General features: G+C 74.8%; 11 protein-coding genes. 7 read left to right on the top strand and 4 right to left on the bottom strand.

The annotated features are described in order from the left end of the window. Positions 1 to 96 precede the first annotated feature (96 nt). The 3 genes from LZG04_RS28250 to LZG04_RS28240 are packed head-to-tail and all read left to right on the top strand — an operon-like array spanning position 97 to position 3,757. The gene (locus LZG04_RS28250; protein ID WP_233822443.1) at positions 97 to 1,572 is read left to right on the top strand and encodes an ABC transporter substrate-binding protein; all 1,476 of its coding nucleotides are present in this window, start codon (positions 97 to 99) and stop codon (positions 1,570 to 1,572) included. Then, on the top strand, positions 1,569 to 3,329 hold the full coding sequence (locus LZG04_RS28245; protein ID WP_233822441.1) for an ABC transporter permease subunit: 1,761 nt from the start codon (positions 1,569 to 1,571) through the stop codon (positions 3,327 to 3,329). The genes LZG04_RS28250 and LZG04_RS28245 overlap by 4 nt, the downstream gene beginning before the upstream one ends. Next, entirely contained in the window at positions 3,326 to 3,757 is a 432-nt protein-coding gene (locus LZG04_RS28240; protein WP_233822439.1) for a PPOX class F420-dependent oxidoreductase, read from the top strand. The genes LZG04_RS28245 and LZG04_RS28240 overlap by 4 nt, the downstream gene beginning before the upstream one ends. 47 nt (positions 3,758 to 3,804) lie before the next feature. Here the strand turns inward: LZG04_RS28240 and LZG04_RS28235 are convergent, their stop codons facing one another. The 3 genes from LZG04_RS28235 to LZG04_RS28225 are packed head-to-tail and all read right to left on the bottom strand — an operon-like array spanning position 3,805 to position 8,709. After that, the gene (locus LZG04_RS28235) at positions 3,805 to 4,392 is read right to left on the bottom strand and encodes a nitroreductase family protein (protein WP_233822642.1); all 588 of its coding nucleotides are present in this window, start codon (positions 4,390 to 4,392) and stop codon (positions 3,805 to 3,807) included. 31 nt (positions 4,393 to 4,423) lie between these two features. Then, positions 4,424 to 7,060 (bottom strand): RNA repair domain-containing protein, encoded by a 2,637-nt coding sequence (locus tag LZG04_RS42015; protein WP_267938163.1) that lies wholly within the window; start codon positions 7,058 to 7,060, stop codon positions 4,424 to 4,426. Further along, on the bottom strand, positions 7,060 to 8,709 hold the full coding sequence (locus LZG04_RS28225; protein WP_233822437.1) for an RNA ligase family protein: 1,650 nt from the start codon (positions 8,707 to 8,709) through the stop codon (positions 7,060 to 7,062). The genes LZG04_RS42015 and LZG04_RS28225 overlap by 1 nt, the downstream gene beginning before the upstream one ends. 187 nt (positions 8,710 to 8,896) lie before the next feature. Here LZG04_RS28225 and htpG point away from each other — a divergent pair, with 187 nt between their 5' ends. Then, positions 8,897 to 10,717 carry a molecular chaperone HtpG gene (gene htpG / locus LZG04_RS28220; protein WP_233822640.1) on the top strand — a complete coding sequence of 607 codons (1,821 nt, stop codon included), beginning with the start codon at positions 8,897 to 8,899 and terminating at the stop codon, positions 10,715 to 10,717. A 21-nt stretch (positions 10,718 to 10,738) separates the two neighbouring features. Here the strand turns inward: htpG and LZG04_RS28215 are convergent, their stop codons facing one another. Next, entirely contained in the window at positions 10,739 to 11,452 is a 714-nt protein-coding gene (locus LZG04_RS28215; protein ID WP_233822435.1) for an alpha/beta fold hydrolase, read from the bottom strand. Positions 11,453 to 11,846: 394 nt separating this feature from the next. On the opposite strand from LZG04_RS28215, the gene LZG04_RS28210 reads away from it, so the two are divergent. The 3 genes from LZG04_RS28210 to LZG04_RS28200 all read left to right on the top strand — a co-directional run bounded on the left by LZG04_RS28210 (position 11,847) and on the right by LZG04_RS28200 (position 13,557). Then, the gene (locus LZG04_RS28210) at positions 11,847 to 12,098 is read left to right on the top strand and encodes a hypothetical protein (protein ID WP_233822433.1); all 252 of its coding nucleotides are present in this window, start codon (positions 11,847 to 11,849) and stop codon (positions 12,096 to 12,098) included. Between the two features lie 33 nt (positions 12,099 to 12,131). Further along, entirely contained in the window at positions 12,132 to 12,473 is a 342-nt protein-coding gene (locus tag LZG04_RS28205) for a helix-turn-helix transcriptional regulator (RefSeq protein ID WP_233822431.1), read from the top strand. A gap of 172 nt (positions 12,474 to 12,645) precedes the next feature. Beyond that, the gene (locus LZG04_RS28200; RefSeq protein ID WP_233822429.1) at positions 12,646 to 13,557 is read left to right on the top strand and encodes an SDR family NAD(P)-dependent oxidoreductase; all 912 of its coding nucleotides are present in this window, start codon (positions 12,646 to 12,648) and stop codon (positions 13,555 to 13,557) included. Position 13,558: the final 1 nt, after the last annotated feature.

Below are 13,558 nucleotides of genomic sequence, written 5' to 3'. Positions count from 1 at the left end.
GGCCCGCCCCGCGTGGCGGTGCCCACATCCACTACTGAGAACGATAATCATGTTGTTAGGTTCACGGGGCCCTGTCACCGAACGCTGGGACGACCTGTGCGCCACCGCTCCGCCGCCGCCCTCGCGGCCTGTGCCCTGTTGCTGACCGGGTGTTCCACCACCCCGAGCGCGGAAGGGGCCGACGGGCGGATCAAGCTCGCGATGCTGCAACCGCCCCGGTCCGGCCTGACCCCGTTCAGCGACGACGCGTTCAAGCTCTCCCGCTGGTCCACCGCGGAAACGCTGGTCACCCTCGACGCGGACGGCAACGCGCAGCCGGGCCTGGCCACCGGGTGGCGCCGGATCTCCGACCACGCGTGGGAGTTCACCGTCCGCCAGGGCGTCACCTTCCACGACGGCAGCGCGCTGACCGCCGCCGCCGTCACCAACACCTTGACCCGCGCCACCACCGCCTCGCCCAAGCCGCGCATCCTCGACGGCGTCGAGCTGACCGCCGAAGCGGTGGGGGAGAACGTCGTCGTCACCACCGGGACACCGGACCCCCTGGTGCCCCAACGGCTCTCGTCGCCGCAGTTGGCCATCCTCGCCGAGAGCGCCTACCGCGCCGATGGCAAGGTCGACCCGGTCGGCACCGGCACCGGCCCGTTCGAGCTGGTCGCGGTCGACGGCACGACCACCGCCACGCTCGACCGCTACGACGGCTACTGGGGCCGCAAGGCCGAGGCCGCGGGCATCGACGTCTCGTTCGTCCCCGACGGCACCGCCCGCGCCGCCGCGATCCGCGGCGGCGAGGCGCACATCGCGGAGGCCGTGCCCGTCTCGCAGGCGGCGTTGCTCGACCCCGCCACCATCACCGAGGTGCCGATGCCGCGCACCAACACCCTGTACCTGAACACGAAGTCGGGACCGTTCCGGGACCAGGGCCTGCGCGCCGCCGCGCGGGAGGCCGTCGACGCCGACGAGATCGTCCGGGGCGTCTACGAGAGCCGGGCCGACGTCGCCCGGGGCCTGCTCGGACCGGCGCTGCCGTGGGCCGCCGCCGGGCGCGTGCCGCTCGCCGACCGCACGCGCGCCGCCGACCCGAAGGGTACGGCGATCACCCTGGCCACGTTCTCCGACCGCGCCGAGCTGCCCGAGGTCGCCTCCGTGCTGCAACAGCAGCTCGAGGACGCCGGGTTCACCGTGACGCAGGTCGTCCGCGAGTACGCGCACATCGAGGAGGACGCGCTGGCCGGTGCGTTCGACGCGTTCATCCTGTCCCGGGCGACCGTGCTGGACTCGGGTGACCCCGTGGCCTACCTCCAGTCGGACTTCACCTGCGCGGGCTCGTTCAACCTCGCCCAGCTGTGCGACGGCGACGTGGACGCGGCCGTGCGGACGGCCGCCGCGACCGAGGCGGGCGACCAGCGCCGGGCCGCGATCCTGGCGGCCGAGGCGGCGGTGCTGCGGACCGATGCCGCGATCCCGATGCTGCACGAGCGGGTGATCCAGGGCGACGCGACCTCGGTGGTCGACTCGGCCAAGGACCCGCGCGAGCGGACGTTGATCACCTCCGCCACCCGGCTGCGGTGACCGCGCTCGTCTCCCGCACGTGCGGGCTCGCCGCGGTCGTCGCCGTGATCGGGCTGCTGCCCTGGCTGTCCGGGCGCGACCCGGCGCTGTCGGTGCTGCGCGCCCGTTCCGCCGAGCAGGAACCGACGGCGGAGGCGCTGGGCGCGGTGCGCCGCGAACTGGGGCTGGACGCCGGGCCGGTGGCGTTGTTCGGCCGGTGGCTCGGCGACGCGCTGCGCGGCGACCTCGGCCGGTCGTGGGTCGGGGGCGGCGAGGTGCTGCCCGCGGTGCTGGCCGCGTCGGGCGTGTCGCTGGCGCTGATGGGCGCGGCGCTGGTCGTGGCGCTGGCGCTGGCCTGTGCGTTGTCGGCGACGACCTGCACGCGTGGCGCGCGGGGCACGGCACGTGCCCGCACCGGCGGCGCGGCGGCCGTGCTCGCCGCGCTGCCCGAGTTCCTGGTGGCCACGGTGCTGCTGGTGGTGTTGTCGGTGTGGCTGGGCTGGTTCCCGCCGTACGGCTGGCAGGGGCCGCAACACCTGGTGCTGCCCGCGTTGGCGTTGGGCCTGCCCGCGGGCGGCATCCTGGGCCGGCTGGTGGACGACGCCCTGCCCGCCGTGTTCGAGGAGCGCTGGGTCGTGCTGTGGCGGTCGTGGGGCTGCTCGCCGGGCGTCATCGGGCGGGCCGCGGCACGGCGTGCGCTGCCGGCCGTGCTGCCGCAGTTCGGGCTGGTCGCCGTGGGGCTCACCGGGGGAGCGGTCGCGGTGGAGGTGGTGTTCGCCGTGCCGGGGCTGGGCCGGACGGCGTTGGGCGCGGCGGAGTCGCAGGACCTGCCGTTGCTGCAAGGATCCGTGCTGGTCCTGGTGCTGCTCGGGCTGGTGGGCGGTGCGCTCGTGGCCGGTGTGCGGCGGCGGATGCTCGGCGCGGCGTTGCGCGCGGCGGCGCTGACCGCCCCACCGCCCGTGACGACGCCGGCCGGTCGGTGGCACCGGGTGGTCCTCGCGGTCAGCACGGCGGTGCCCGCGGTCGTCGTCTGCTGGGGACTGCCGGGTGAGCCGCTGCGGGTGGACCCGTCCGCGCGGTTGTCGCCGCCGAGCTGGGCGCACCCGTTCGGCACGGACGCGCTGGGGCGTGACGTCCTGGCCAGGGTGGGGCACGGCGCGGCGGCCACGCTCACCGTGACGGTGCTGGTGTGCGCGTGCTCGTTCGCCGTGGCGCTGGTCGTCGGTTTCCTGCCGGGCCTGGCGGAGGGCGCCGCGGAGACCGCCAACGCCGTGCCGCCGGTGATCGCGGGCATCCTGGTCGCGGCGATCGCCGGCCCCGGCCCGGTGGGCGCGTCCCTCGCGGTCGGCCTGGTGTCCTGGCCACCGCTGGCCGCGCACGCGGCGGCCCTGGTGCGGGAGAACCGCGCGGCCGCGCACGTCGCCGCGCTGCGCGCCCTGGGCGCCGGTCCGACGTGGGTGCTGACCCGGCACGTCCTGCCCGCGGTGGCCGGACCGGTCGCCCGCCACGCCGTGCTGCGCCTGCCGGGCATCGCGTTGGCGTTGGCGTCACTGGGTTTCCTGGGGCTGGGCACCCCGCCGCCCGCTCCGGAGTGGGGCCTGATGCTGGCCGAGTCCTTGCCGTACCTGGAACGCGCGCCGTGGGCCGCCCTCGCCCCGACCGCGATGCTGGTGCTCCTGGCGATCTCCGCGGTCTCGCTGTCGACCGCGCGGTTCACTCGAACGAGAGCCGGGAACGCGGAATACCGGGCCGTCCGCCGCGGGTTGGTGCCGGCATGACCGACACAGGGTTCGACCCGCACGCGCTGCTGGCCGAGAGCAGGATCGCCGTGCTCGCCACGATCAAGGCCGACGGCCGCCCGCAGCTGTCCCCGATCATGCCCGCCTACGACCGGGACGCGAACGCCATCAGGGTGTCGACCACGGAGGGCACCGCCAAGGTCGCGAACCTGCGCCGCGATCCCCGCGTGGCGCTGGAGGTGACCAGCTCGGACGGCTGGGAGTGGGCCACCGTCGAGGGCACGGCCACGATCACCGGCCCCGGCGACGACCCGAACGGGCCGGAGGTCGAGGCGCTGGTGGAGTACTACCGGGCCGCCGCGGGCGAGCACCCCGACTGGGACGAGTACCGGTCGGCCATGGTGGCCGACCGCCGCGTGCTGCTGACGATCTCGATCGACAAGGTGTACGGCCAGAAGGTCGACTGACCCCGCCGCCCGTGCGGTTCCCGGCGGGGGAACCGCACGGGGAAGGGCTACCAGCGCCCGAAGCGCACGGCGTCGTCGAACGGGCGGCGCCGGCGGGTCCGCGGCGAACCGCCCGGCGAGGCGTCCTGCTCCGCGCCGTGCCCGATCGCGATCGCGCCGATCGGCACGTGGGTGTCCGGCACGCCGAACTCCGCGCGCACCCGGTCGAAGTCGTCCGCGCCGATGCCGAAGTACACCGCGCCGAGCCCTTCGTCGACCGCGGTCTGCAAGACCAGCAAGACCGCCATGCCCGTGTCGACGTACCAGAACGGCACCGGCCAGCGGTCCTCGCTGCGGTCGGTCCACCCCTTGTCCGGTTCGGCGTACCGGTCGAGGTAGGCGTCCTTCACCGCGAACGCGACCACGACCACCGGCGCCGTCTTCACCGTGTCGTAGGTCCACAGGTGCGACAGCGACCCGTAGAACGACGCCGTCTCCTCGCCCCGCAGCACGAGGAACGCCTGGCCCTGCGAGTACCCGGCCGACGGGCCGCGCAACGCGTTGCGCATGATCCGCCGCACGCTCTCGTCCGACACCGGCTCGTCGGTGAACTCGCGCACCATCCGCCTGCGCCGCACCACGTCCTGGAACTCCACGACAACCCCCGTCTCCTCGGTCGGCACCGGGTCAGCGCAGGGTCGGCACCTCACCGTTGCCCACCCGGACGACGTCGACACCGCGCAGCCCGCTCCGCCACGAGGCAACCACATCGGCGAGCACGGCGGCAGACACCGGACGGCGGCCCAACCCGATCGCGAACCGCACCGCGTCCGGCCCTCGCCGGACGGGCCGGGGCCACGCGTGCACGTCCGCCGTCCCGGCCGCCTCCAGTGCCGCGAGCAACGCCCGCACCCGGCCGCGCACCGGGCCGACCAGGCCGTGCGGCACGGTGACCAGCGCCCACGCGGCGTGCACGCGGTGCGCGTCCGGCGGTGCGGCCAGCCCGGCAGCCCCGGACTCCGCGATCTCCCACGCCCGGTACAGCTCGGCGGTCAGCAGGTCGCGGAACCCCGCGCCGACCTGCTCGGTGCACGAGCGCACCGGCGCGGTCGGCGTCAGGATCGTCACCGGGGCCCCGGTGCGCGCCGGGGACGTCGTCAACCCGATCGCGTCACGCCAGTCCCACGCGGCCCACGTGGCGAAGAACCCGGTCAGCAGGTCCGGCCCGGACCACTCGCGCACGGTACGCGCGGCGAGCACCGACCAGCCCAACCCCGGCACGCCGCCGAACGGCGCGGAGTCCAGGCCGCGCGCCCGCGCCCACGCCTTGACCGCCCGCGCGAGCCGCGCGAACTCCCCGGCACGGCCGCCGACCGCCGCCGACACCGCCTCGGCGTCACCGACCGCGCTCAACGCCACCCCGTCGTCACCGGCCACCGCGAGGTCGACCCCGAGCCCGTCGACCTCCAGCCGGAACCCGGGCGACCGCGCGCCGACCACCGGCCGGACCGCGACCCCGGGCAGGGCGGCGGTCACCCGTTCGGCCACCGCCGCCGGCCGGGCCGCCTCGACGACCAGGTCGAGGTCCGCGTCGGGCAACCCGCAGCCCATCCGCCGCGAGCCGACGACGTGCACCACGTCCAGCGCGTCGGACAGGGCGCGGGTGACGCGGTCAGCCACGGCGTCCAGCGCCGGCCCCGGTGCGGCGGCAGGCTCCTCGAACCACCGCACCTCGCCCGTGCCCAACGCGATCGCCGCGCGGGGCAGCATCGGCCCGTCACCCCGCCGCGACAGCACCACCACCTCGTCCACCCGGTCCGACCGGGGACCGATCCCCTCCGCCGCGGGCCGCGACCCGCCGACCGTCAGGTGCGGGGTGAACCCCTCCCGGGTCCGGCAGGCGGGGAACCGCCGGCGCACCGCGTCGTGCAGCGCCGTCCACGGCGTGCCGCCGGCCGCGGCCGGGTCGAGCCAGACCACGCCGTGCCCGAACTCCCGCACGCCGGCCACCCGCACCGGGAACGGCGGCACGCCGGCGACCTCCTCGGCCAGCAGCGGCACGGCCCGCTCGAACTCGGACTCGGCGACGAAGCCGAACAGCAGCGTCACGTGCGGCGGCCAGCGGTCGGCCCGCCGGTCGTGCTCCCGGCGGACCCGGTCGACCTCCGGCCACGGCCCCGGCAGCCACACCACGGCCGTGCGCGGCGTCGGCGGCGAGTCCAGCACGTCGCCGTGCTCCGGCACGACGACCGCCAACCGCGCCAGCACCCCGTAGTGATCGGAGGCGAACAACCCGGCCGCGGGCCGGTCTCCCACCAGTTCGGCCCCGACGCACCGCAGCCGTCCGCGCAGGAACACCCGGTCCAGCCGCGACCGCCTGCCGGTCAGCGACGACACCGCGGCCAGCGGGTTCGCCACCGGGTCGAACGTCGGCGGCTCGTCGTCCCGCGCCTGGAGCCAGGCGTCGCGCATCCCGAGCGCCTCGGCCGGTCGCCGTCCGCCGTCGTTGAAGTCGCCGACCAGCGCCACCTCGCCCTCGACCCCGGTGAACGCCTCCGCGACCCGGGCGAGCTGGGCCCGCCGCTTGGCCGGGCCGTTCGTGGTGTGATCGCTGGTCAGGTGCGTGGCGGCGACGACGAGCGGCCCGCTCGCGGTCTCCACCACGACCGCGCTCACGGCCTTGTGCGAGCCCAGCGGCAACCGCGCGGCCTCCAGCACCGGCAACCTGCTCAACACCACCAGGCCGGTGCGGTCGACGTCGGGCCCGGTCGGGTCGACGTCGACGGTGTACGCCGCCCGCACCCACGGCTGGGCCAGGAGCGCGGCGAGCAGGTCCGGTTCCACCTCCTGCAACGCGATGACGTCCGCGTCGGCCGCGGCCAGCTCGCCGAACAGCAGGGGACGGCGGCGGGCGGTGTCGATGCGGTCGCGGTCGTAGCGGTCCCACAGCACGTTCCACGTCAGCACGGTCACGGTGGCCGCGGGGGTGCCGGTGGGCTCGGCGGGCGCCCAGCCGTGCAGCGGGTCCCAGGCGTGCGGGGTGCTCGCGGTGAACAGCGGCGCGCGCAGGCGGCGCGGTGCGCGCACCCGGCCGGCGCCCGACTCGCCGACCCGGTCCAGCCCCGTGGCCCGGTCCCACACCACCTCGCCGTCCGCCTCCACGAACAGCACCCGGTGCCACGGCACCTCGCCGCCCGGCGTGAACGCGGGCAACGCCACCCGCTTGGGCCGCGCCCCGCGCTGCTGCACGCCGAGCACGAACCGGGCCGGGTCGAACCGGGCGTCCCAGCGGATCTGGTGGTAGACCTCCTCGCTCGTGCGCATCACGGCTCCCCGTCGTCCACGACGCCGTCCGCGCCGACGTGCCAGGTGCGGTGGGCGTGCCACGGGTACGGCGGGCTGAACCGGTGGGCCTGCGCGGCGAGCACCGCGGCCGGCACGGGGTGCGGCCGCGTGCCGTTGCGCCGGGCGACCTCCCGTTCGTCGACCAGCACCACCGCGTGCGTCACCATGGCATCGTGCCGCCGTGCGACCGCGTGCACCACCGCCCGCTGCGGCTCGACCAGCGACGTCGCGTCCCACACCACGGTCCGGTGAGCGCGCAGCGCGACGTCGAGCCGGTCCAGCCCGGCCCGCAGCACCCGCGCGTTGGCCCGCTGGTCGGACCGGTCGCCCGCCTCGCCGCGCAGGTCGTCCAACGACACGCGCACGTCGGCGGCCAAGCCGGCGGCGAACGTCGACTTGCCGCTGCCCGACAGCCCCACCAGGTGCACCAGCGCCGGGAAGTCGCCGGAGCGCCACCGCCACGTCGCCGCCACCGCCTCGTCCACGCCCAGCACCCGCCCGGCCCGGGTGCTCGCGTCCCGCGCCTCGGCCCAGCACCGGTCGGCGGCCGGGCCGGACAGGCGTTCCCGCAGCCCCGAGCGCAGCCGGTCGAACGACTCGACGTCCTCGGCGTGCAGCGCGGACCAGGCCACGTGGTCACGCGCGGCCTGGTCGGGCGCGACGGCGGCCGACACCGCGTGCAGCACGTCGAGGTCCACCGCGGTCGACAGGCGCAGCAACCCGGCCCGCCGGGCGTCGTCCGGGAACGGCCGGTGCAGCAGCCCGTGCAGCCCCACGACGTCACCGACGCGCCGCGCCACCCGGACCCCCACCGGGCCCGCCAGCAGCGACATCACCCGCCCGCGCCGAACCCGGTGCAGCGCCGCCGCGAGCACGCCCACCAACCGGGCCTCACCGGTCGACGACGACGCCACCGCCGAGGCCGCCTCCACGTCACCGTCGACCCCGACCACCGCGAGCAGCGCCGGTACGTCCACGGGCGCGCCCGACCGCACGTCCCAGAGCACCGACGACGGCGCGAGCCCGTTCGCCACCACCGGCGCCGTCATCCAGTGCCGGTCGGTCCGCACGTGGTGCGGCCGCACCCACTTGGCCACGCGCCGCCCGAACTCCTCGCGTGCGAACCCCTCGACGGTCCGCACCACGAACCCCTCCTGCCGGGCCGTGTCGACGCGCAACCGGCGCAGCGCGCGCTCGTCGAACACACCGCGCCACAGCACCGGGGGAACGGGCACCCCCACGTCCCGCAGGAAGCGGACCGTCCGGTCCCAGTCGAGGCAGCGGTCGCCGTCCCACACCGAGAACCCGTAGAACCAGCTCTCCAGCCCTTCGTACCCGATCGAGTGACGTGCGTGGACGTTCTCGCCGCAGATCCGCCACCCTCCGGGCAGCCGTGCCCCGATCCGCCCCTGCAACCCCTTGACCCACGACCGGGACGGGTGGTGCGCCGAGTCGAGCGACCGCGCGTGCAGCCCGTCGGCGTAGAGGGTGGTGTTCTCCCCGTCGAGCTTCTCGGTGACCACCACGTCACGGCCGCGCAGCCCGTCCAGGTCGGCGACCCGCACGTCGTCGGCCGACGCGCCGGGCGACCACGGCAGGTGGGGCGTGCGCGGGTAGGCCGTCCGCATTACCCCTCCCGCCGCCGGATACCGCGTGAACGATAGGGAGCCCGACCCGCCCGATCGACCGGTTTTCGGCTCCGCGCCCGCCGGGCCGGCGACTGGATACGATGACGGGTCGACGAAGGTCGGAAGAGAAAGGACGAACGTGGAAACGCTCGAGTTCCAGTCGGAGGCGCGTCAGCTCCTGCGGCTGATGATCCACTCGGTCTACTCGAACAAGGACACGTTCCTGCGCGAGCTGGTGTCCAACGCCTCCGACGCGCTGGACAAGCTCAGGCTGGAGACGTTCCGCGATAAGGCCCTGGTCGCGGACACGTCGGACCTCCACATCGCCATCGAGGTCGACCGGGAGGCGCGCACCCTCACCATCCGGGACAACGGCATCGGCATGACCCGCGAGGACGTGATCGGGCTCATCGGCACGATCGCGAAGTCCGGCACCGCCGAGTTCCTGCAGAAGCTGAAGGAGTCGAAGGACGCCGCCGCCTCGCAGGACCTCATCGGCCAGTTCGGCATCGGCTTCTACTCCTCGTTCATGGTCGCCGACAAGGTCACCCTGGTGACCAGGCACCCGCGTGCCGAGGGCGTGCGCTGGGAGTCGACCGGCGAGGGCACCTACACGATCGAGGACGTCGAGGACGCGCCGCAGGGCACCTCCGTGACGCTGCACCTCAAGCCGGCCGACCCCGAGGACCACCTGGCCGACTACACGTCGACCGCCAAGATCACCGAGATCGTCAAGCGGTACGCCGACTTCATCACCTGGCCGATCAGGATGGCCAAGGAGGACGGCGCCGAGCCGGCCACGATCAACTCGCGCAAGGCGCTGTGGGCGCGGCCCGCCTCCGAGGTCACCGAGGACGAGTACACCGAGTTCTACCGGCACGTCAGCCACGACTGGAACAAGCCCCTCGAGACCATCCGCATGCACGGCGAGGGCGTGTTCGAGTACCAGGCGCTGCTGTTCATCCCGTCCCAGGCGCCGCTGGACCTGTTCATGCGCGAGCGCAAGCGGGGCGTGCAGCTCTACGTCAAGCGCGTCTTCATCATGGACGACTGCGAAGAGCTGATGCCGGAGTACCTGCGGTTCGTCAAGGGCGTGGTGGACGCCCAGGACCTGTCGCTGAACGTGTCGCGCGAGCTGCTCCAGCAGGACCGCCAGATCCAGCTCGTGCGCCGCCGGCTGGTGAAGAAGGTGCTGTCCACCGTCAAGGGCCTGATGACCGACAAGCCGGAGTCGTACGAGACGTTCTGGCGCGAGTTCGGCAGCGCGGTCAAGGAGGGCCTGCTCAGCGACCCGGACAACCGCGACGCGATCCTCGACATCGCCTCGTTCGCCTCCACGGCCGACGCCGAGAAGCCGACCACGCTCGCGCAGTACCTCGAGCGGATGAAGGACGACCAGCAGCACATCTACTACATGACCGGCGACTCGCGGGCCACCGTGGAGAACTCGCCGCACCTGGAGGCGCTGCGGGCCAAGGGCTTCGAGGTGCTGATCCTCACCGACCCGATCGACGAGATGTGGGTCGACGCGGTGCCGGGGTACAAGGAGAAGACGTTCCAGTCGATCGCCAAGGGCCAGGTGGACCTGGAGACCGACGAGGAGAAGGCGCGGACCGAGCAGCGGCAGAAGGACTTCGCCGACTTCCTGGGGTGGATGACGACCACCCTGTCCGACAAGGTCAAGGAGGTGCGGCTGTCCTCGCGCCTGACCACCTCGCCCGCGTGCGTCGTCGGCGATGCCCACGACCTGACCCCGACCCTGGAGAAGATGTACCGGGCGATGGGCCAGGAGCTGCCGCCGGTCAAGCGGATCCTCGAGCTCAACCCCGACCACGCCCTGGTGGCGGGCCTGCACAAGGCGTTCACCGACCGCGGCGGCGAGGACGCGTCCCTCGCCGAGTCCGCCGAGCTGGTCCACGGCATGGCGCTGCTGGCCGAGGGCGGCGACCTGCCGGACCCGTCCCGCTTCGTCCGGCTCATGTCCGAGCACCTGGAACGGGCTTTCTGAGGTCCTGGCGAGGGCTCCCGGTCACCGCCGGGAGCCCTCGCGGACGAGGTCCAGCACCCACCCGACGACCTGGTCGCGGTCCTGCGGGCGCAGGGTCGCGTCGTGCCCGGCGTTCGGCAGGGTGCGGACGTCGGCGCGGGGCAGCAGGGTGCGGAGGCGGTCGGCGGCGAGGGCCGCGTCGTGGACGGCGCCGCGCGCGCCGAACACCGCCGGCACGGGCACCCGCACGGGGCGCAGCTCGTCGTCGGCGGGCCGCGCCCGCAACGGCACGCGTGGCCGGTACTCCCGGATCGCGGCCAGGACCAGCCGCGCGTCCGGCCGGTGTGACAGGTCCGCGCCGACGGCCCGGCGCAGGAACCACCGCCACTCCCGCTCCCGGTGGACGACCGCGCCGACCAGGCCGATCGCGATCAGGGTCCGGCGGAACGGCGCGGTCACCGCGGTGGGGTCGAGCAGGGTGATCGACGCGATCCGGTCGGGTGCGTGGATCGCCTGGTTGACCGCCTGCCACCCGCCGCTGGAAGCGCCGACCAGGTGCACGCCGGTCAGGCCGAGGCGGTCGAGCACGTCGTGCAGCCACCGGGCGCGGTCGGGGCGGTCCCGCAAGGGCGCGGTCTGCACGCTCCGACCCGCCTCGCCCAGGACGTCGACGGTGTGCACCGGGTGGTGCGCGGCCAACGCCGGGATCAAGTGCGCGTAGCACGCCGACGTGGCCATGAGCCCGGGCAGCAGCACGATCGGCGGCCCGTCGCCGTCCCGAAGCGGTAGACGCGGGTGGTGCCGTGCCGGGTCTCGACGTCGTGCACGCCGTCGGGGTCGGGCACTCGCCCGTCGCCCGTTCGTACGCGGCGAAGTACCGCGCCCGGCCCGCCTGGCTCTTGAACTCGCCTACCTGTGACATGGGTGGACCCCCTTCGCTTCGGAGGAGGCCGACGTCAGGTGCCGGGCCGGGACGTCGCACGGGCTCCGGCCGAGCGCGTGTTCGGCCTGCCGGACCCGAGCTTGGCCGGTCACGTGCTGTCTTACACCGCGCACGACTACCCGCGGATGGACCTGATTCCGTGGCGGGTGGCCCCGCTCGGCGTGGTCGTGCTGACGGTGGAACTCCGAAGCGCCGCCGGTCCGCCGGGTGATCCCGCCGGACCCGCGCGCGGGCCGGGACGTGCCGGCGTCGCCGGTCATGGGGCTGCGCGACCGCCCGTGGGCGGTGGAGCAGGCGGGCCCGTCGCGGGGGATCACCGTCGCGATGACCCCCGTGGCCGCGTACGCGGTGCTCGGCCTGCCGCTGCGGGAGTTGGCCAACGCCGAGGTCGGTCTCGCCGACCTGCTCGGCCGTGACGCGACGCGGCTGACCGAGCGGATCGCCGAGGCCGGCGACTGACCGACCCGCTTCCGGCACCTCGACCGCTACCTCGTGACCCGGCTGCGGCACGGCCCCGCGCCGACCAGGCAGGTGCACGGGACGTGGCGGCGGGTGACCGGGTCGGCGGGCCGCGTGCGCATCGACGCACTCGCCGACGAGGTCGGCTGGACCCGTAGGCACCTCGACGCCGGGTTCCGCGAGCAGATCGGCCTGTCGCCCAAGAAGGTCGCCCGCATCGCCCGGCTCCACCGCGCGGCATCCCTGCTGCCCGGGGCATCCGACTGGGCCGAGGTCGCGCACACGTGCGGCTACGCCGACCAGCCCCACCTCAACCGCGACTTCCGGGCGCTCACCGGCTGCACGCCCACCGAGTACCTCGCCGGCCCGGCCTGACCCGGCCTCCGGTCGCCGTACCGGGCTGCCCGCGATCGAGGCGCTCGTCGGTGGCACCGCACCGATCGCCTCCGCCGCCCTCCTCCTCGACCGGCCGCCGGTTCCACCTGCCCGCGAAACGATATTGGGCAGAGTGTGGACGGCCGTCACGAAACTGCCGTATGTTCCCGTCATGGACTTGCGAGGGAAGGTCGCGGTGGTCACCGGCAGTGGTCGGGGGTTGGGCCGGGCGTACGCGGAAGCCCTGGCCAGGGCCGGAGCGGCGGTCGTGGTCAACGATGTGGACGCGGAGGCCGCGAGCGCGGTCGTGAAGGGGATCGCGGCGGAAGGTGGACGGGCGGTGGCCGTGGTCGCGCCGGTCGGTCCCACCGAGACCGCGGACCGGTTGGTCGCGACCGCCGTGGCCGAGTTCGGCGGGCTCGACGTGCTGGTCGCCAACGCGGGCATCCTGCGCGACAAGGTGCTGTGGAAGATGTCGGACGACGACTTCGACGCGGTAGTCGACGTGCACCTGCGCGGCACGTTCACCTGCGCCCGCGCGGCGGCGGTGCGGATGCGGGAGCAGGGCCGGGGCGGCAGCCTCGTGCTGATCTCGTCGCCCGCGGGCCAGCGCGGCAACTTCGGGCAGACCAACTACGCGGCGGCGAAGGCCGGCATCGTGGCCATGGCCCGCACCTGGTCGCTGGAGCTGGCCCGCGCGGGGATCGCGGTCAACGCCGTGGTGCCGATCGCGGCGACCGAGATGACCCGCACCATCCCGGCGTTCGCGCCGATCATCGAGGAGGCCGAGCGCACCGGCGCGCCGTTCCCGGACTGGCTGCGCAAGGACGAGGGCCTGGGCACGGTCGAGGACGTCGCCTCGCTGATCGTCTTCCTCGCCTCCGACGCGGCGCGCGACATCACCGGGCAGGCCATCGGCATCGGCGGCGACCGGCTGTCCCTCTGGGCGCACCCCCGCGAGAAGGCGGTGGCGCTCGCCGACGGCGGGTGGAGCGCGCGGGCCATCGCCGAGCAGTGGGCCACCGGCGTCGGCGCGGAGCCCGAGACCTCCGGCATCCCGGCCCCGCACCCGCCGGCGGCCTGAC

Origin of the sequence: Saccharothrix sp. S26, from assembly GCF_021390395.1 — a bacterium.
Taxonomy (GTDB): domain Bacteria; phylum Actinomycetota; class Actinomycetes; order Mycobacteriales; family Pseudonocardiaceae; genus Actinosynnema.
The sequence above is the reverse complement of the archived record's forward strand: the minus strand, read 5'-3'. Positions and strand labels throughout refer to the sequence as shown.